The 18,086-nt window shown below is 53.0% G+C and carries 16 protein-coding genes and 1 pseudogene; 8 read left to right on the plus strand and 9 right to left on the minus strand.

The window, feature by feature from the left end; genetic code table 11:
* Positions 1-7 precede the first annotated feature (7 nt).
* Both corA and ysgD read right to left on the minus strand, forming a co-directional pair.
* A complete protein-coding gene (gene corA, locus AB4H76_RS22635) occupies positions 8-958 on the minus strand; it encodes a magnesium/cobalt transporter CorA (protein WP_000947159.1) in 951 nt (316 codons plus the stop codon).
* Positions 959-1,109: 151 nt separating this feature from the next.
* Entirely contained in the window at positions 1,110-1,166 is a 57-nt protein-coding gene (ysgD, locus tag AB4H76_RS22640; protein WP_211180520.1) for a protein YsgD, read from the minus strand.
* Positions 1,167-1,327: 161 nt separating this feature from the next.
* Here ysgD and AB4H76_RS22645 point away from each other — a divergent pair, with 161 nt between their 5' ends.
* The gene (locus AB4H76_RS22645) at positions 1,328-2,092 is read left to right on the plus strand and encodes a phosphodiester glycosidase family protein (RefSeq protein WP_000951162.1); all 765 of its coding nucleotides are present in this window, start codon (positions 1,328-1,330) and stop codon (positions 2,090-2,092) included.
* Positions 2,093-2,238: 146 nt separating this feature from the next.
* On the opposite strand, the gene uvrD is transcribed toward AB4H76_RS22645, so the two are convergent.
* The 6 genes from uvrD to lptM all read right to left on the minus strand — a co-directional run bounded on the left by uvrD (position 2,239) and on the right by lptM (position 7,862).
* Positions 2,239-4,401 carry a DNA helicase II gene (gene uvrD, locus AB4H76_RS22650; RefSeq protein ID WP_000383406.1) on the minus strand — a complete coding sequence of 721 codons (2,163 nt, stop codon included), beginning with the start codon at positions 4,399-4,401 and terminating at the stop codon, positions 2,239-2,241.
* 83 nt (positions 4,402-4,484) lie between these two features.
* Entirely contained in the window at positions 4,485-5,201 is a 717-nt protein-coding gene (yigB, locus tag AB4H76_RS22655) for a 5-amino-6-(5-phospho-D-ribitylamino)uracil phosphatase YigB (protein ID WP_001213584.1), read from the minus strand.
* On the minus strand, positions 5,201-6,097 hold the full coding sequence (gene xerC / locus AB4H76_RS22660; protein ID WP_000130686.1) for a tyrosine recombinase XerC: 897 nt from the start codon (positions 6,095-6,097) through the stop codon (positions 5,201-5,203). Before xerC ends, yigB begins: the two co-directional genes overlap by 1 nt.
* The gene (locus tag AB4H76_RS22665) at positions 6,094-6,801 is read right to left on the minus strand and encodes a DUF484 domain-containing protein (RefSeq protein WP_000812796.1); all 708 of its coding nucleotides are present in this window, start codon (positions 6,799-6,801) and stop codon (positions 6,094-6,096) included. Before AB4H76_RS22665 ends, xerC begins: the two co-directional genes overlap by 4 nt.
* The gene (gene dapF / locus AB4H76_RS22670) at positions 6,798-7,622 is read right to left on the minus strand and encodes a diaminopimelate epimerase (RefSeq protein ID WP_001160654.1); all 825 of its coding nucleotides are present in this window, start codon (positions 7,620-7,622) and stop codon (positions 6,798-6,800) included. The genes AB4H76_RS22665 and dapF overlap by 4 nt, the downstream gene beginning before the upstream one ends.
* Before the next feature lie 36 nt (positions 7,623-7,658).
* On the minus strand, positions 7,659-7,862 hold the full coding sequence (gene lptM / locus AB4H76_RS22675) for an LPS translocon maturation chaperone LptM (RefSeq protein ID WP_000799889.1): 204 nt from the start codon (positions 7,860-7,862) through the stop codon (positions 7,659-7,661).
* A 158-nt stretch (positions 7,863-8,020) separates the two neighbouring features.
* Between lptM and AB4H76_RS22680 the strand changes: the two are divergent.
* Together AB4H76_RS22680 and cyaY are read left to right on the plus strand one after the other, a co-directional pair.
* Positions 8,021-8,199, plus strand: a pseudogene (locus tag AB4H76_RS22680) (DKNYY family protein); the annotation flags it as partial.
* Between the two features lie 125 nt (positions 8,200-8,324).
* Positions 8,325-8,645 carry an iron donor protein CyaY gene (cyaY, locus tag AB4H76_RS22685; protein WP_000999956.1) on the plus strand — a complete coding sequence of 107 codons (321 nt, stop codon included), beginning with the start codon at positions 8,325-8,327 and terminating at the stop codon, positions 8,643-8,645.
* 39 nt (positions 8,646-8,684) lie between these two features.
* Here cyaY and cyaA read toward each other — a convergent pair whose 3' ends face one another.
* Positions 8,685-11,231, minus strand: coding sequence for a class I adenylate cyclase (gene cyaA, locus AB4H76_RS22690; protein ID WP_000281668.1), 2,547 nt, complete (start codon positions 11,229-11,231; stop codon positions 8,685-8,687).
* Between the two features lie 386 nt (positions 11,232-11,617).
* Between cyaA and hemC the strand changes: the two genes are divergently transcribed.
* From hemC to aslA, 5 genes are all read left to right on the plus strand, one after another.
* Positions 11,618-12,559 (plus strand): hydroxymethylbilane synthase, encoded by a 942-nt coding sequence (gene hemC, locus AB4H76_RS22695; RefSeq protein WP_001354020.1) that lies wholly within the window; start codon positions 11,618-11,620, stop codon positions 12,557-12,559.
* A complete protein-coding gene (gene hemD, locus AB4H76_RS22700) occupies positions 12,556-13,296 on the plus strand; it encodes a uroporphyrinogen-III synthase (protein ID WP_000026063.1) in 741 nt (246 codons plus the stop codon). The genes hemC and hemD overlap by 4 nt, the downstream gene beginning before the upstream one ends.
* A 21-nt stretch (positions 13,297-13,317) precedes the next feature.
* Complete coding sequence (hemX, locus tag AB4H76_RS22705; protein WP_016235855.1) at positions 13,318-14,511, plus strand: uroporphyrinogen-III C-methyltransferase; 1,194 nt, start codon at positions 13,318-13,320, stop codon at positions 14,509-14,511.
* Positions 14,512-14,513: 2 nt separating this feature from the next.
* Entirely contained in the window at positions 14,514-15,710 is a 1,197-nt protein-coding gene (gene hemY / locus AB4H76_RS22710; protein ID WP_000921791.1) for a protoheme IX biogenesis protein HemY, read from the plus strand.
* A gap of 685 nt (positions 15,711-16,395) precedes the next feature.
* Complete coding sequence (gene aslA / locus AB4H76_RS22715; RefSeq protein WP_000395844.1) at positions 16,396-18,051, plus strand: arylsulfatase AslA; 1,656 nt, start codon at positions 16,396-16,398, stop codon at positions 18,049-18,051.
* Positions 18,052-18,086: the final 35 nt, after the last annotated feature.

An 18,086-nucleotide genomic window follows, 5' to 3' on the forward strand; every position in this document is an offset into this window, starting at 1 on the left:
CTTCTTTTTACAGCCAGTTCTTGCGCTTAAAGTACAGATACGGTGCCAGGCCCGCGAGGATCATAAAGATAATCGCGCCAGGGTAGCCGAAACTCCACTTCAGTTCTGGCATAAACTCAAAGTTCATCCCGTAGCTGGAGGCAACCAGCGTTGGCGGCAGGAACACGACGGATACCACCGAGAAAATTTTGATGATGCGGTTCTGCTCGATGTTGATAAAACCCATTGCCGCCTGCATCAGGAAGTTCACCTTCTGGAACAGGGATTCGTTATGCGGCAGCAGGGATTCGATATCTCGCAGGATTTCACGCGCCTGCTCCAGTTGCCCACCCGGTAAACGCGCTTTACGCACCAGGAAGTTGAGCGCACGCTGGGTATCCATCAGACACAGGCGCACTTTCCAGCCGATATCTTCCAGTTCCGCCAGAGTGGAGAGCGCCTCGTCGTACTCATCGCCCTGATGCCCTTCCATAATCACCCGGCTCAACTGCTCCAGGTCGCTATAGATATTTTCAATTTCATCTGCCAACTGTTCGATTTTGGTTTCGAACAGATCCAGCAGCAGCTCGTAGGCGTTACCGTCCACCATCGACTGGCTACGGGCACGCATACGATACAGACGAAAAGCGGGCAGTTCACGCTCACGCAGAGTAAACAGACGACCATCACGGATGGTAAATGCCACAGTGGAGTTACCGGCGTGATCTTCCGCATCTTCAAAGAAGAAGAAGGAGTGAATATGCAGGCCGTCGTCGTCTTCAAAGAAACGTGCCGATGCTTCGATGTCTTCCAGTTCCGGGCGGGTTGCCAGGCTCTGACCAAGTTCAGATTGTACGCGCAGTCGCTCGTCGTCGTCCGGTTCGACAAGATCAATCCATACTGCATTTACAAGGGGTTGTGACTCTTCGACTTCCAGCCGGGTCAGTCGGTTATTTTCCAGTTGAAATGCGCTCAGCATGACCGGGACTCCCAATGCTTAAAATATCGGACAGTTCGGTGGGCACACAGAAACAAATTGGGTTTCAGACCATTAAACAGCCTGACTCAGCGCGACGGGAAAAATTGAGGTCGCTGACAACCGCTAAGGCTATCAGCAAAAAGGGATAGCCTTAGGAGTTGATCCTGGATGACAGGATAGTGAGCCAGTATCTACTGGGTGTGTCCAAGGCGAATGTCCTCTTAGAGTGATCGTGCGCGCATGTTACGCCAGCAAAATTTTGCCGTCAACACGCAACAGAACACCACAGAACAATAGTTGAACTTCGCGCTTTTTGGTACTCGTCAAGGTCGCTAACAGGATAAAAAAATCCCACATCCAGGACCTATAATGGCGCATCGGCTACTCATTGGTAAAGGAATGATCACCTTGAATCTCAAACGGATTTTTCTCGCCCTCACCTTACTTCCCTTGTTTGCTGTTGCCGCTGATGATTGCGCACTCTCAGATCCGACGCTGACCGTACAGGCGTATACCGTTAATCCTCAAACAGAGCGGGTGAAAATGTACTGGCAAAAAGCCAATGGCGAAGCGTGGGGAACGTTACATGCTCTGCTGGCGGATATGAATAGTCAGGGTCAGGTGCAGATGGCGATGAACGGCGGCATCTATGATGAAAGCTATGCGCCGCTCGGTTTGTACATCGAAAACGGTCAGCAGAAGGTGGCGTTAAATCTCGCTTCAGGTGAAGGGAATTTCTTTATCCGTCCTGGCGGCGTGTTTTATGTCGCGGGAGATAAAGTCGGCATCGTTCGTCTGGATGCCTTCAAAACCAGTAAAGAGATTCAGTTTGCGGTGCAGTCAGGGCCAATGTTGATGGAAAACGGTGTAATTAATCCGCGTATTCATCCCAACGTCGCCTCAAGCAAAATTCGTAACGGTGTTGGGATTAATAAACATGGGAACGCCGTGTTTTTGTTGAGCCAGCAGGCAACAAATTTTTATGATTTTGCCTGTTATGCCAAAGCGAAACTGAACGTTGAGCAGCTGCTTTATCTTGATGGCACGATTTCACATATGTATATGAAAGGCGGGGCAATCCCGTGGCAACGCTATCCTTTTGTCACCATGATTTCCGTCGAGCGGAAAGGTTAAAACGATAGTTTTGTGTCAGATACTGAAGATGGCGCAGATGCCGGATGCGGCGTAAACGCCCTATCCGGCCTACATGACGTTGCAATTTATTGAATCTGAATGATTTTTTAGGCCAAATAAGGTGCGCAGCACCGCATCCGGCAACGTTACACCGACTCCAGCCGGGCGTATGCCGCCACCAGCCATTTAATACCCTGGCCCTGAAATGCCACCTGCAAACGGCTATGCTCACCGCTGCCTTCCATATTGACAATGGTGCCTTCACCAAACTTAGCGTGGCGTACGCGCTGGCCGAGCTTGTAGCCGCTGTCGTTCTCGACCATCGGCGTACCCATCCGCTGATGGCTGACCGGGCGGCTTACCGTGGCGCGCAGGCGCACCTCTTCCACACACTCTTCCGGCAGCTCGCCGATAAAGCGCGACGGGCGATGGTAAACCTCTTTACCATACAGACGGCGGGTTTCCGCGTAGGTCAGCGTCAGTTTCTGCATCGCGCGGGTTACGCCAACGTAGGCCAGACGGCGTTCTTCTTCCAGACGCCCGCCTTCATCCAGCGACATCTGGCTTGGGAACATGCCCTCTTCCATACCAACGATAAACACCTGCGGGAACTCCAGGCCTTTCGCCGAGTGTAGCGTCATCAACTGCACCGCATCCTGCCAGGTATCCGCCTGCCCTTCACCTGCTTCCAGTGCCGCATGGGAGAGGAACGCCTGCAGCGGCATTAAATCTTCGTCTTCTTCGTTGTAGCTGAACTGGCGCGTTGCCGTCACCAGTTCCTCTAAGTTTTCGATACGCGTCTGACCTTTTTCGCCCTTCTCCTGCTCATACATGGTACGCAGGCCGGAGTCTTTAATTACCCGGTCAGTCTGTACATGCAGCGGCATATCGGCAGTTTCCTGCGCTAAGGCGTCGATTAATTCCATAAATCGCTGCAAGGCGCTGGCAGCTCGCCCGGCGAGGGCTTTTTCCTGCAACAGCTCACGACATGCCTGCCAGAGTGTTAACTGGCGATCGCGCGATGTCTGACGTACCACGTCCAGCGTCCGGTCACCAATACCCCGCGTTGGCGTATTCACCACACGCTCAAAGGCCGCGTCGTCGTTGCGGTTGGCAATCAGGCGCAGATACGAGAGCGCATCTTTGATTTCCTGGCGTTCGAAGAAGCGCATCCCGCCGTAAATACGGTACGGCATACTGGCCTGCAATAACGCCTCTTCGAGCACCCGCGACTGGGCGTTGCTGCGGTAGAGAATGGCGCACTCGGCAAGCGCTCCGCCGTTGTCCTGCCAGGTTTTGATGCGGTTAACCACAAAACGCGCTTCATCGAGTTCGTTAAAAGCGCAATAGAGGGAAATAGGCTCACCGTCCGCGCCATCGGTCCACAGTTTTTTACCCAGACGCCCGTTATTGTTTTCAATCAGGGCGTTAGCGGCGCTCAGAATATTGCTGGTAGAGCGGTAGTTTTGCTCCAGACGAATAGTTTCGGCACCGGGGAAATCATTAAGGAAACGCTGAATATTCTCCACCTGCGCCCCGCGCCAGCCGTAGATTGACTGGTCGTCATCACCGACGATCATCACTTTGCCGGTGTCGCCCGCCAGCAGGCGGATCCACGCGTACTGAATGTTGTTGGTATCCTGGAATTCGTCCACCAGGATATTGGTAAAACGTTCGCGGTAGTGTTGCAGGATATGCGGCTTGTTAAGCCACAACTCGTGAGCGCGCAGCAGCAGCTCGGCGAAGTCCACCAGACCCGCACGATCGCACGCTTCCTGATACGCCTGATACACCTTCTGCCAGGTCTGCTCCACCGGATTACCGTAGCTTTGAATATGATGCGGACGCAGGCCTTCATCTTTCTGGCTGTTGATGTACCACATTGCCTGGCGCGGCGGCCACTGCTTCTCGTCGAGGTTCATCGCCTTGATCAAACGCTTAAGCAGGCGTAGCTGGTCTTCACTGTCGAGGATCTGGAAATCCTGCGGCAGATTGGCGTCCATATGGTGCGCACGCAGCAGGCGGTGCGCCAGCCCGTGGAAGGTGCCGACCCACATACCGCCCTGGCTGGTGCCCATCAGTTGCCCGATACGATGACGCATCTCCGCCGCCGCTTTGTTGGTAAACGTCACCGCCATAATCGAGTATGGCGAGCAGTTTTCCACGCTCATCAGCCAGGCGATACGATGCACCAGTACGCGCGTCTTACCACTGCCCGCGCCCGCCAGCACCAGAAGGTTGCTGCGTGGCGCGGCCACCGCTTCGCGCTGTTTGTCATTAAGGCTGTCGAGCAGGTAAGAAACGTCCATTGGCACCGCCGCGTAAAAATAGGTTGGGCGGAGAAGCGCAACGCCCTCCGCCAAAAAGCTGGGTATATATACAGATTTGCTGATTATATCAGCGAGGTCAGAGATGCCAACCGGGAAATTTCCAGATGTGGCAGTAAACGGCTGTCCCAGGTTTGCATCAGATCGCCATTTTCCGGTCTGATCCAACAAGCCTGCATTCCGCTGCGAATTGCCCCACCCACGTCAGTGGTGAGATCGTCCCCAACATGTAAGATCTCGCCGATCGGCACGTTGAGTTTTTCCGCCGCCAAAAAGTACATATCGCTGAACGGTTTTGAGCGCCCGTGCGGACCAGCGCGCAGCACAAACTCAAAATAATCCCCCAAACCAAACAGCTCCGGCTGGGCGTTACCGTTGGTGATCGCCACCAGCGGCCATTTCTTCGCCAGCTGTTTTAAGGTGTCGTGGGTTTGCTGCGGGACGTCGATCCGGCTGCGCCATTTGGCAAAGTTGATCATTGCTGCGTGTGCGCCGGCACTGGCTTCTTCGGCACTCAGCCCGGCGTCGAGCATCGCTTGTTCAATCGAACGAAAACGCCAGCGCGTCACGTCGTGATAAATCTCGGGTTCCGCTTCCCGTACCGCCTGGCGCAGGCGTTGCAGATCTTCATTCTGGAAGCTGCGCAGCGCCGGATGATAATTTTGCACAAAGGTAAGCGCCTCTCGCTCGGTGCGCAAAATCACCGGACGGTTATCGTAAAGGGTATCATCCAGGTCAAAGGTGAGCGCCGAGATGCGCCCCAAAGGCCGGTAAAAACGCATTATTTCCCCCGTTTGGCGCGTGGATGCGCCGCATCGTACACCGAGGCAAGGTGTTGAAAATCAAGATGAGTATAGATTTGCGTGGTGGAGAGGTTGGCATGACCCAGCAGCTCCTGCACACCACGAAGATCGCCGCTCGACTCCAGCATATGCGTAGCGAACGAGTGACGTAATTTATGCGGGTGAACGTGATTATTCAGCCCTTGTTTTATGCCCCATTCGGCAAAGCGTTTCTGCACATTACGCGCGGAGATACGCTTGCCCAGTTTCGACAGAAAAAGCGCGTCGTCTTCGCTACCAAACAGGTCGCGCAAATCAAGCCAGTGCTCAATCCACGCCACAGCGTTGCGACCAATCGGCAGGCGGCGCTCTTTGCTGCCTTTCCCCATCACCCACACTTCGCCGGACTCCAGGTCGAGGTGTTTGATATCCAGCCCCACCAGTTCGGAAAGACGCAGGCCCGCGCCGTACATCACTTCCAGCATTGCCCGGTCGCGCACGGCGAGGGGATCGTTGATATCAATATCCAGCAGCCGATTCATATCGTCGACGTCGATATTTTTCGGCAGATGACGCGGCGCTTTCGGTGCCGAAACACCTTTCGCCGGGTTAGCTTTGAGTTCGTTCTGGCTGACCAGCCAGTCAAAAAAGCTACGTAGCGCAGAAAGCCGTAACGCCAGACTTGCTGCTCCCAGCCCTTTACGGCGACTGCGTACAGCAAAATTGCGTACCATCGCTGCATCGCATTGTTGCCAGCTTTGCAGGCCGTTTTCGCTGGCAAAATTGATGATCGCCTCAAGCTGACGCTGGTAGTTAAGCAGGGTTATCGGGCTAAGCTGGCGCTCCACGCTCAGATAACGTAGGTAGCGTTCTACATCGGTGTGTAAATCGGTCATACGCGTTCAATCCAACGCTCCAGAAGCTCCGGCAACATCAGCGCAATTTCATGAAGTAACTGCGTTCCCTGCCCTTGTTGATAGTGACTGGCATCGCGACTGGTAAACAGCACGACACCCAAATCAGCATCGCTTCCCAGCATCGACATCGCCACCGATCCCACCGCTTTCGCTTCCGGTAGCACCACCAGCAGCTCTGGTCCGTTAAGCGGCCCAAGATAGTGCTGTTCCTGCCCCAAACGCTGAATACGCAGCGGTTCGAAAGACTGACGGCTTAATGCCAGATGAGTGTGGTTCGACGGCGCACCTAAGCGCCAGCGATCCGGAAACAGGCGCAGACTCGCACCTGCCAGACCGAGATCGCGCGCCCAGCGGTGAAAGCGCATCAGCATATCGTCGAGACTGCTGGCGGCGGTGAGACTGCGCTGCAGGTAGAGTAAGCGATAAAACAGGCCTTCGTTGGCGATAGCCTGTTCCATCAACAACGCCATGTTCTCTTCCAGAACATGAATATGATTACGTGCGCGGGCCATGTGCCATTCGACCAACGAAACGGTGCCGCGTACCGGATGCGGCACACGTATCGCTTCTACTGCGCGCGCATTACGGATAAAAAACTCAGGATTTTTAATCAGATAATCGACAACCGCCCGGTCATCAAGCTCCGTGAGTGTTTCCTGCAGTTCTTCCCCTGGTTGCTTCATAGATGAATAAATCCGTCGTAGACATGTACCGCCGGGCCAGTCATATATAACGGGTGACCCGGACCTTTCCAGGCGATATCAAGACGACCGCCGGGGAGTTCCACGCGTACTTCTTCGGCCAGCAAACCTTGCTGGATCCCTACCGCCACCGCCGCACACGCGCCGCTGCCGCAGGCCTGGGTTTCTCCTGCCCCACGCTCATAAACGCGTAAACGAATATGCTCGCGCTTAACCACTTGCATAAAACCGATATTGGCTCGCTCCGGAAAACGCTCGTGGCTTTCCAGAACAGGACCAAGCGTTTCTACCGCCGCGGTATCGACATCATCGACCTGAATCACGCAATGCGGATTTCCCATCGACACCACGCCGCATAAGATTGTCTGCTCGGCGGCGCGCATAATATAGGTCTTTTCCGCTTTGTTAGCGCGAAACGGCACGGCGGAAGGTTCGAAGTTGGGTTCGCCCATATTTACGCGGACCAGATCATCATCGGTGACGGTCAGAACCATCCGCCCGTTGGCGGTGCTGACGCGGATATCGCGCTTATTGGTCAGCCCTTTCAGACGCACAAAACGGGCAAAGCAGCGCGCACCATTGCCGCACTGCGCCACTTCACTGCCATCAGCATTGAAAATGCGATAGTGAAAATCCAGTTCAGGATCATACGGCGGCTCAACCACCAGCAGTTGGTCAAACCCTACTCCCAGGTGCCGATCAGCCAGGCGACGAATCAGCTCCGGTGAAAAAAAGACATTCTGCGTTACCGCGTCGACGACCATAAAATCGTTGCCAAGGCCATGCATTTTCGAGAACTGCATCATTTACTCCAATCACGCGGGTACAGAAACTGACTTTTAGTAATTCACCTGGGATGGACCATCGCCAGTGGCGCGATCGTTTTTATCCGGCACCGTGGATTGCGTTTGCGTCTCTACCGGTTTGGTCGGCGGCGGTGCGTTTTTATCTGCAGGCGGGAAATAGAGCGGACCTTTCAGACCGCAGCCCGTCAGGCTGAAGAGAGTAAGTAATACAGTGAGTGCCTTAAACACGTTTTTCATTATGGATTGCCTGTAAAGTTCATCGCTTTCTGCTTTCTATCATCGCAGGAGAAGACGTAAAAGCAAGCGTTTAGCGACTCTTTATGAAGTCTGAAAAGTGAGGAAATGCTGCGAGTATAACGCTTACTCGTGGGGATTTATGTTTTGCTGGTAGTTTCGTGATCGGCACCTCGCGCCAGGATGGCTTTATGCACTATCGCAATGTGGTTTGTTTGTTGTCTTTTTTAGTTCCGTCAGCGTGAGGATGCTCGCTCGGTAAACCTGATCATAATGTTTACCAGAAACAGGGAAAGACGTGGTGTAACTGCGCCCTAATGAAGAGACAAATCTTTCGCTACACAGAGACATCATTATTCCGGTGACGGATGAATCGTGCCGGAACGCAGCAGCAGAGGTGCAAACTTTGAAGCCCTGACCCCATACCGCTATACTGCCGCCATCACTTAAAAACAGGATACAACAATGAACGACAGTGAATTTCATCGCCTGGCTGATCAACTCTGGCTGACCATTGAAGAACGCCTGGACTACTGGGATGGCGACAGCGATATCGACTGCGAAATCAACGGCGGCGTACTGACCATTACCTTTGAAAATGGCAGCAAAATCATTATCAACCGCCAGGAACCGCTGCACCAGGTATGGCTGGCAACCAAACAAGGCGGCTACCATTTTGATCTGAAAGGCGATGAGTGGATTTGCGATCGCAGCGGCGAAACCTTCTGGGATTTGCTGGAACAGGCGGCGACGCAGCAGGCGGGTGAAACAGTCAGTTTCCGCTAAGATTGCATGCCGGATAAGCCTCGCTTTCCGGCACGTTCATCACGAAAAATATTGCTGTAATAGCGGCGTATCGTGATCCTGATTGGCAGGCGGCATGTTACCGATAGATTTTGTGCGGAACGGAATCACCTGTTCACGACCATCAACCTTCACAATCTGATAGAACTGCGGCAGGTTGAAGTTGATGAAGCTTGAGCCGTAGGTAAAACGGTCATGCGATGACGAGTAGAAGCGACTGACGTCACGTACCAGCTCCTCTTTGCTGCCTTCGCAGTGGTGATATACCTCAACCCGGTTGCTTTCGTCGAGAATGTAGATATTAAAGCCATTCTCGTCTTGCGTTTCTTCGAAAAAGAACTGGATGATCCCTTCGCTGGCAAAGCCGTCCACCACCGCCGGTAATTTGACGTGATTGGTTTCAACCTGCACTGACAGGCCGTGCAGTTTGTTATGCGAAATCGCGCCATAAAACTCGATGGCGTTTTCCAGTTTCTGTACCGATACATTCAGGCGTTCGAAGAACAACCCCCAGGTTTGACCAGAAACGCGCAGCGCCTTGAAACGCCCGGTTTCCTGGCGGGTGCTGGAAAGGCGCAGTTCAATACACTCAGAAACCAGTTGCTGCACGCGAGTACGGATTAAGCCGCGCAGATGCTGGCTATAACAGAAGACTTCCACGCTATCTGGCGGTGCGGCGTCCTGATGCATTTTGCCGAGAATAGTTTTCAGGGCTTCGATCATCGATTGCTCGCCGTTGAAGTGCAGCGTACGCACTTCGTTCCACGAGTTGCGGTACAGCAGGTCAACGCTACCTACCAGGCAATTTTGATTCTCGCCAAAGCTGAAGACATCCAGCTTACGGAAATCAAAATGCACCACCTGATTGCGGAACGCCGCTGTCGGGTCATATTCCAGGTTAACGATAATCGCCAGATGGCGGATCTCACACGGGCTGTAGAGCGCCTTCGGTGTCGGTGCAGGTAAGCGCAGCGGGAAATGGTGCGACACGTCGGCGACCATCTCCTGCAACTTAGGCAAATCGACAATGCCGTTACCTTTAATATACAAACGGGTGCGCGAGGTCAGCAGGCCGTTAAACCATGCCCACGCCACCAGTTTATTCAGGTAACGGTTATATTCCAGCGGCTGATGGCTGATGATCGACTCAATATTTGGCGCGCGGTTATACAGATACCAACCTGAACGGTTAGCCCGGCCCGGCGGCACATAAATAAAGGTCAGATTCGGTTCCGAGAGATCGGGTGAAATCTGCGGGTTTACCAGCGTCACTTTACCTGGTAATGCTTCAAACGCGGCATACAGCTTACGCGTCAGCACGCCGATATCCTGCGGACTGGCGGAGACGCTAAGGTTATTGCGACGCGCAAAGCGGATCAGATTACGGTAGCTCTGCATCATCGCGTCGAGCAACTCGTTGTGCGCCTCACGCACCTGATCAATCTTCCAGTTAGCGCGGTTATCGAGCATTGCCAGACGAGCTTCGTCCCAACCCCACTCGCTCACTAACTGGCTCAACACTGCGCGACGCCAGCCTACGCAGGCGCGTTCACGGCTGAGCTTTTCGCACACTTTTAAATAGAAGCAGCGACGTACTAAATCCAGACGGGTAAAATCTTCAATCGCCGTCAGGTATTCAGTAACACGCTCCAGCATCATGCAGTATGGATCGAGACCAAACGATACAATCTCGCCGTCGTGCAAACGCTGTTTGATATCTTTCGCCAGCAGACGTGGGTTCGGGTATTCCCAGGAATAGGCTTCCAGCAGCAGTGTTTTCAGTACCGCTTTGTATGGGGAATCGATACTCTTGTAGAGCTGCCAAAGGCTGGCACCAAAGTACTCTTCAGCAGAAAGCGAGCTTAAGCCACCGAGATCCAGCCATTCATTTGGCGTCAGCACGCCCTGCGCGTAAAGCGTCATCACATAGTCGTCGTAATGCTCTTCTTCGTCGCACGGCACCATATTCCACAGAATACGCTTACCGGCGAGACGCACGGCGGTACGATAAAATTCGTCAAGCAGCAGTATATGCTGGGTGGAGCCACAATCTTCGCCCCCCAGGCTGCCGCTTTCATTATGACGGAAGCGGTTTTCATCAATCAGGAAGAAGCTGACTTCCACACCCAGCGAGGCGGCCCAGTTTTCCAGCAGGCTACATTTACGTTGTAGCAATTGGCGCTCTTCGCTATCGAGCCAGGATTGATGACAGACCCAGATATCCAGGTCAGAGGAACAACTTTGCCCTACGGACGAGGTGCTGCCCATGGTGTATACACCAGTAATTGGAAGCTCACCTTTCGGCGGATCCTGTACTGACATTCCACGATACAGTTCAAGCTCGTTCAGGTAGTGGCGTTGAGTTTCATCAGGCGTGTAAAGGCAAATGCCTTTGGGAACGTTACCATCAAGGTAACCCGGCATTAGCGGATGGTGATAGTGCAACAATGTCGGCAGTAGACTGTAGACCTGTTGGAATGCAGGCCCCATAGCAGCAAGCGCGCGATCCACACGCAATTGATTTATGGCATCCAGTCTCTGTTTCAGAGTCTCAATATAGAGGTACAAGACGTATCGCCTGATTTGCTACCCGTCATGACTGTGATTCCGCCAACATCAACGGTAACACGCGGCATTCGGGATATTTCGTATGTCAAAGGTAACCGTTACCACTTTTCGCGCCTGGTTTTTTTAGTTTCACGACGAAAAAATGGTCTAAAACGTGATCAATTTAACACCTTGCTGATTGACCGTAAAGAAAGATGCGCTACATACAAGTGTAGCACCGTTTATTCTCTGTAAATTCCTTATTACGACGGCGTGAAACGCCTGTCAGGATCCACTGCCAGACCTCATTTTACGGTTTGCGCAGGCGTCTACGTTTCACCACAACACTGACATCGCTCTGGCAAGGATGTTAGGATGGACCACGGATGATAATGACGGTAACAAGCATGTTAGACAATGTTTTAAGAATTGCCACACGCCAAAGCCCACTTGCACTCTGGCAGGCACACTATGTCAAAGACAAGTTGATGGCGAGCCATCCGGGCCTGGTCGTTGAACTGGTACCGATGGTGACGCGCGGCGATGTGATTCTTGATACGCCGCTGGCGAAAGTAGGCGGAAAAGGCTTATTTGTTAAAGAGCTGGAAGTCGCGCTCCTCGAAAATCGCGCCGATATCGCCGTACATTCAATGAAAGATGTGCCGGTTGAATTCCCGCAAGGTCTGGGACTGGTCACTATTTGTGAGCGTGAAGATCCTCGCGATGCCTTTGTGTCCAATAACTATGACAATCTGGATGCGTTACCGGCAGGCAGTATCGTCGGGACGTCCAGTTTACGTCGCCAGTGCCAACTGGCTGAACGCCGCCCGGATCTGATTATCCGCTCCCTGCGAGGCAACGTCGGCACTCGCCTGAGTAAACTGGATAACGGCGAATACGATGCCATCATTCTTGCGGTAGCCGGACTAAAACGTTTAGGTCTGGAGTCCCGCATTCGCGCCGCATTGCCACCCGAGATTTCTCTTCCGGCGGTAGGACAAGGTGCGGTGGGTATTGAATGCCGCCTTGATGATTCTCGCACTCGCGAGCTGCTTGCCGCGCTGAATCACCACGAAACTGCACTGCGCGTTACCGCAGAACGCGCCATGAATACCCGTCTCGAAGGCGGATGTCAGGTGCCAATTGGTAGCTACGCCGAGCTTATTGATGGCGAAATCTGGCTGCGTGCGTTGGTCGGCGCGCCGGACGGTTCGCAGATTATTCGCGGTGAACGCCGCGGTGCGCCGCAAGATGCCGAACAAATGGGGATTTCGCTGGCAGAAGAGCTACTGAATAACGGCGCGCGCGAGATCCTCGCTGAAGTCTATAACGGAGACGCTCCGGCATGAGTATCCTGGTCACCCGCCCGTCTCCCGCTGGAGAAGAGTTAGTGAGCCGTCTGCGCACACTGGGGCAGGTGGCCTGGCATTTTCCACTGATTGAGTTTTCTCCGGGTCGACAATTACCACAACTTGCTGATCAACTGGCGGCGCTGGGGGAGAGCGATCTGTTGTTTGCCCTCTCGCAACACGCGGTTGCTTTTGCCCAATCACAGCTGCATCAGCAAGATCGTAAATGGCCCCGACTACCTGATTATTTCGCCATTGGACGCACCACCGCACTGGCACTACATACCGTAAGCGGACAGAAGATTCTCTACCCGCAGGATCGGGAAATCAGCGAAGTCTTGCTACAATTACCTGAATTACAAAATATTGCGGGCAAACGTGCGCTGATATTACGTGGCAATGGCGGTCGTGAGCTAATTGGGGATACCCTGACGGCGCGCGGTGCTGAGGTCACTTTTTGTGAATGTTATCAACGATGCGCAATCCATTACGATGGTGCAGAAGAAGCGATGCGCTGGCAATCCCGCGAGGTGACGACGGTCGTTGTTACCAGCGGTGAAATGTTGCAGCAACTCTGGTCGCTGATCCCACAATGGTATCGTGAGCACTGGTTACTACACTGTCGACTATTGGTCGTCAGTGAGCGTTTGGCGAAACTCGCCCGGGAACTGGGCTGGCAAGACATTAAGGTCGCCGATAACGCTGACAACGATGCGCTTTTACGGGCATTACAATAACTCTCATAACAGGAAGCCATAATGACGGAACAAGAAAAAACCTCCGCCGTGGTTGAAGAGACCAGGGAGGCCGTGGACACCACGTCACAACCTGTCGCAACAGAAAAAAAGAGTAAGAACAATACCGCATTGATTCTCAGCGCGGTGGCTATCGCTATTGCTCTGGCGGCGGGCGTCGGTTTGTATGGCTGGGGTAAACAACAGGCCGTCAATCAGACTGCCACCAGCGATGCCCTGGCTAATCAACTGACGGCACTGCAAAAAGCCCAGGAGAGCCAAAAAGCTGAGCTGGAAGGCATTATCAAGCAACAAGCTGTACAGCTTGAGCAGGCGAATCGTCAGCAAGAAACGCTGGCAAAACAGCTGGATGAAGTCCAACAAAAGGTCGCGACTATTTCCGGCAGCGATGCTAAAACCTGGCTGCTGGCTCAGGCTGATTTCCTGGTGAAACTCGCCGGACGGAAGCTGTGGAGCGATCAGGACGTCACGACCGCTGCAGCGTTGCTGAAAAGTGCAGACGCCAGCCTGGCGGATATGAATGACCCGAGTCTGATTACCGTTCGCCGGGCAATTACCGATGATATCGCCAGCCTTTCTGCGGTATCGCAGGTGGATTATGACGGCATTATCCTTAAGCTTAATCAGCTTTCAAATCAGGTAGATAACCTGCGTCTGGCTGATAATGACAGCGATGGTTCGCCGATGGATTCCGACGGTGAAGAGCTTTCCAGTTCCATCAGCGAATGGCGTATCAATCTGCAAAAAAGCTGGCAGAACTTTATGGACAACTTCATTACGATTCGCCGTCGTGATGACACCGCCGTACCGCTGTTAGCGCCAAATCAGGATATCTATCTGCGCGAAAATATTCGCTCTCGCCTGCTGGTCGCTGCACAAGCTGTACCGCGTCATCAGGAAGAGACTTATCGCCAGGCGCTGGAGAACGTCTCCACCTGGGTACGTGCTTACTACGATACTGATGATGCCACCACCAAAGCGTTCCTCGACGAGGTGGACCAGTTAAGCCAGCAAAATATCTCGATGGATCTCCCGGAAACCCTGCAAAGCCAGGCGATGCTGGAAAAACTGATGCAGACTCGCGTGCGTAACCTGCTGGCACAACCGGCAGCGGGGGCAACGGAAGCTAAACCTGCACCTGCACCTGCACCTGCACCGCAAGCTGATACTCCGGCAGCCGCGCCGCAAGGAGAATAACCATGCTAAAAGTGTTATTGCTCTTTGTTTTGCTGATTGCGGGGATCGTGGTTGGCCCGATGATTGCCGGTCATCAGGGGTACGTATTGATTCAGACCGACAACTACAATATCGAAACCAGCGTCACTGGCCTGGCGATTATTTTGATTCTGGCGATGGTAGTGCTGTTTGCCATTGAGTGGCTACTGCGGCGGATCTTCCGCACAGGCGCACACACCCGTGGGTGGTTTGTCGGACGTAAGCGTCGCCGTGCCCGTAAGCAGACCGAACAGGCGCTGCTGAAACTAGCGGAAGGCGATTATCAGCAAGTTGAAAAGCTGATGGCGAAAAATGCCGATCACGCTGAACAACCGGTGGTGAACTATCTGCTGGCTGCCGAAGCCGCGCAACAACGCGGTGATGAAGCACGCGCCAACCAACATCTGGAACGCGCAGCGGAGCTGGCCGGCAACGACACAATTCCGGTAGAAATCACCCGTGTACGTCTGCAACTGGCCCGTAATGAAAACCATGCTGCACGCCACGGCGTGGATAAGCTGCTGGAAGTTACGCCACGCCATCCGGAAGTATTACGTCTGGCGGAACAGGCGTATATCCGCACTGGTGCATGGAGTTCGCTGCTGGATATCATCCCATCAATGGCGAAAGCCCACGTTGGCGATGAAGAACATCGTGCAATGCTGGAACAACAGGCATGGATTGGCCTGATGGATCAGGCGCGTGCCGATAACGGTAGCGAAGGCTTGCGTAACTGGTGGAAAAACCAAAGCCGGAAAACGCGTCATCAGGTAGCGTTGCAGGTGGCAATGGCGGAACATCTTATTGAATGTGACGATCATGATACTGCCCAGCAAATTATCATCGACGGCCTGAAACGCCAGTATGACGATCGCCTACTGCTGCCGATCCCGCGTCTGAAAACCAATAACCCGGAGCAGCTGGAAAAAGTGCTGCGCCAACAGATCAAAAACGTGGGCGATCGCCCGTTGTTGTGGAGCACACTGGGTCAGTCGCTGATGAAGCACGGCGAATGGCAGGAAGCATCGCTCGCCTTCCGCGCGGCGCTGAAACAACGTCCGGACGCCTACGATTACGCATGGCTTGCCGACGCGCTGGACAGACTGCACAAACCAGAAGAAGCTGCAGCGATGCGCCGCGACGGTTTGATGTTAACGTTGCAGAACAACCCGCCACAGTAGTTCTTTCTCACCCGGAGGCAAGCACCTCCGGGACCTTTCTGATACATAAAAAAACGCCTGCTCTTATTACGGAGCAGGCGTTAAAACAGGTCTGTATGACAACAAGTGGGTGCTTCACTCAACGTTGTGTCCATGGTGTCTGATGAGGCATAAGCGACATCTGTCAGTGGACGATAAGCACCGTAAACGGCTCTGCGTCATTCCGGAGTTTATGAGGCACTAAGGCGAACATAAGAGATAGAATGAGCATCTACTCGTTTATTATGCCACAGAGAACTGGGAAATAACATCCCTTAACACTTGTTATGAGATAATTCTGTAATCCTCTTTGCTTCCTGAGTAATAACTTCCTGAGTGAATATTTCTCCTGCGCACGATTCTACACATATATATAATGAATAATAAAATTCATTCAATTAATAACATATATATTAATTGCCGTTAAAACTAAAAACAGCATCAATAATCAACGCGATATAACATCACCGCCTTACATATCACCTGCGCCAGAGGTAGGATTGAAAACGCTCTCCTGATTTTCCAATTCATTTTCTGGATAAATAAATAATTTATTTTCATCACTATTATTTATGCAATCATCCTGTCAGGGAGAGGGATCTCAATTATCAATTATCAATGCTTAATTACGTCAACATTTTGACGACATGAAACCGGAGCATTTTGCATGGAATTTTCGTTTTCACCCAAACTTCTTGTTGTAGCTGTCGCCGCCGCTCTTCCACTCATGGCCAACGCAGCAGATACCCCGTCAACCGCCACCGCACGCAAAGGCTTTGCCGGATACGATCACCCAAACCAGTATCTGGTTAAACCGGCGACCACTATTGCCGACAACATGATGCCGGTGATGCAGCATCCTGCACAAGACAAAGAAACCCAGCAGAAGCTGGCAGAACTTGAGAAAAAAACCGGTAAGAAACCGAACGTGGTTGTTTTCTTGCTGGATGATGTGGGCTGGATGGATGTTGGCTTTAACGGCGGCGGCGTGGCGGTGGGTAACCCTACACCAGATATCGACGCCGTTGCCAGCCAGGGGCTGATTTTAACTTCGGCGTATTCTCAACCGAGTTCTTCCCCAACCCGCGCCACGATTCTTACCGGACAATACTCCATCCACCACGGCATTCTGATGCCGCCAATGTACGGGCAACCGGGCGGTCTGCAAGGGTTAACCACTCTGCCGCAGTTGCTGCACGATCAGGGCTACGTCACTCAGGCCATCGGGAAATGGCATATGGGGGAAAACAAAGAGTCGCAGCCGCAGAACGTTGGCTTTGATGATTTCCGCGGCTTTAACTCGGTATCCGATATGTATACCGAATGGCGTGATGTTCACGTCAACCCGGAAGTCGCCCTGAGCCCGGATCGTTCTGAATACATCCAAAAACTGCCGTTCAGCAAAGATGACGTTCATGCCGTGCGCGGCGGTGAACAGGAAGCCATTGCCGACATTACGCCGAAATATATGGAAGACCTGGATCAACGCTGGATGGAATATGGCGTTAAGTTCCTCGACAAGATGGCGAAGAGCGATAAGCCTTTCTTCCTCTACTACGGCACTCGCGGCTGTCACTTCGATAACTACCCAAATGCGAAATATGCGGGTAGCTCTCCGGCGCGCACCTCTTACGGCGACTGCATGGTGGAGATGAACGATATCTTCGCCAATCTGTATAAAGCACTGGAGAAAAACGGTCAGCTTGATAACACGCTGATTGTGTTCACCTCTGATAACGGTCCGGAAGCCGAAGTTCCGCCGCACGGTCGCACGCCGTTCCGCGGTGCGAAAGGTTCTACATGGGAAGGCGGCGTTCGTGTGCCAACCTTCGTTTACTGGAAAGGCATGATCCAACCGCGTAAATCTGACGGCATTGTCGATCTGGCGGATCTCTTCCCTACGGCGCTGGATCTGGCGGGGCATCCTGGGGCGAAAGTAGCGAATTTAGTACCGAAAACCACCTTTATCGATGGTGTGGACCAGACATCTTTCTTCCTGGGAACAAATGGTCAGTCTAACCGTAAGGCCGAGCACTACTTCCTCAACGGTAAACTTTCTGCTGTGCGTATGGATGAGTTCAAGTATCACGTCCTGATCCAGCAACCGTACGCGTATACCCAGAGCGGGTATCAGGGTGGATTCACCGGCACAGTAATGCAAACGGCGGGATCGTCGGTGTTTAACCTGTACACCGATCCGCAGGAAAGCGACTCCATCGGCGTGCGCCATATTCCGATGGGTGTACCGCTACAGACCGAAATGCACGCGTATATGGAGATCCTGAAAAAATATCCACCACGCGCGCAGATTAAATCTGACTAAGCCGGCGCTATCGCTGAGATCTGCCTTTGCCGGAT

The sequence above is a fragment of the Escherichia sp. UTM R2 genome (assembly GCF_048593455.1).
Classification (GTDB): domain Bacteria; phylum Pseudomonadota; class Gammaproteobacteria; order Enterobacterales; family Enterobacteriaceae; genus Escherichia; species Escherichia coli.

Coding starts and splice junctions, on each gene's coding strand:
- corA (WP_000947159.1), bottom strand. CDS start 958: ATGCTGAGCGCATTTCAACTGGAAAATAACCGACTGACCCGGCTGGAA.
- AB4H76_RS22645 (WP_000951162.1), top strand. CDS start 1,328: ATGGCGCATCGGCTACTCATTGGTAAAGGAATGATCACCTTGAATCTC.
- uvrD (WP_000383406.1), bottom strand. CDS start 4,401: ATGGACGTTTCTTACCTGCTCGACAGCCTTAATGACAAACAGCGCGAA.
- yigB (WP_001213584.1), bottom strand. CDS start 5,201: ATGCGTTTTTACCGGCCTTTGGGGCGCATCTCGGCGCTCACCTTTGAC.
- xerC (WP_000130686.1), bottom strand. CDS start 6,097: ATGACCGATTTACACACCGATGTAGAACGCTACCTACGTTATCTGAGC.
- AB4H76_RS22665 (WP_000812796.1), bottom strand. CDS start 6,801: ATGAAGCAACCAGGGGAAGAACTGCAGGAAACACTCACGGAGCTTGAT.
- dapF (WP_001160654.1), bottom strand. CDS start 7,622: ATGCAGTTCTCGAAAATGCATGGCCTTGGCAACGATTTTATGGTCGTC.
- lptM (WP_000799889.1), bottom strand. CDS start 7,862: ATGAAAAACGTGTTTAAGGCACTCACTGTATTACTTACTCTCTTCAGC.
- cyaY (WP_000999956.1), top strand. CDS start 8,325: ATGAACGACAGTGAATTTCATCGCCTGGCTGATCAACTCTGGCTGACC.
- hemC (WP_001354020.1), top strand. CDS start 11,618: ATGTTAGACAATGTTTTAAGAATTGCCACACGCCAAAGCCCACTTGCA.
- hemD (WP_000026063.1), top strand. CDS start 12,556: ATGAGTATCCTGGTCACCCGCCCGTCTCCCGCTGGAGAAGAGTTAGTG.
- hemX (WP_016235855.1), top strand. CDS start 13,318: ATGACGGAACAAGAAAAAACCTCCGCCGTGGTTGAAGAGACCAGGGAG.
- hemY (WP_000921791.1), top strand. CDS start 14,514: ATGCTAAAAGTGTTATTGCTCTTTGTTTTGCTGATTGCGGGGATCGTG.
- aslA (WP_000395844.1), top strand. CDS start 16,396: ATGGAATTTTCGTTTTCACCCAAACTTCTTGTTGTAGCTGTCGCCGCC.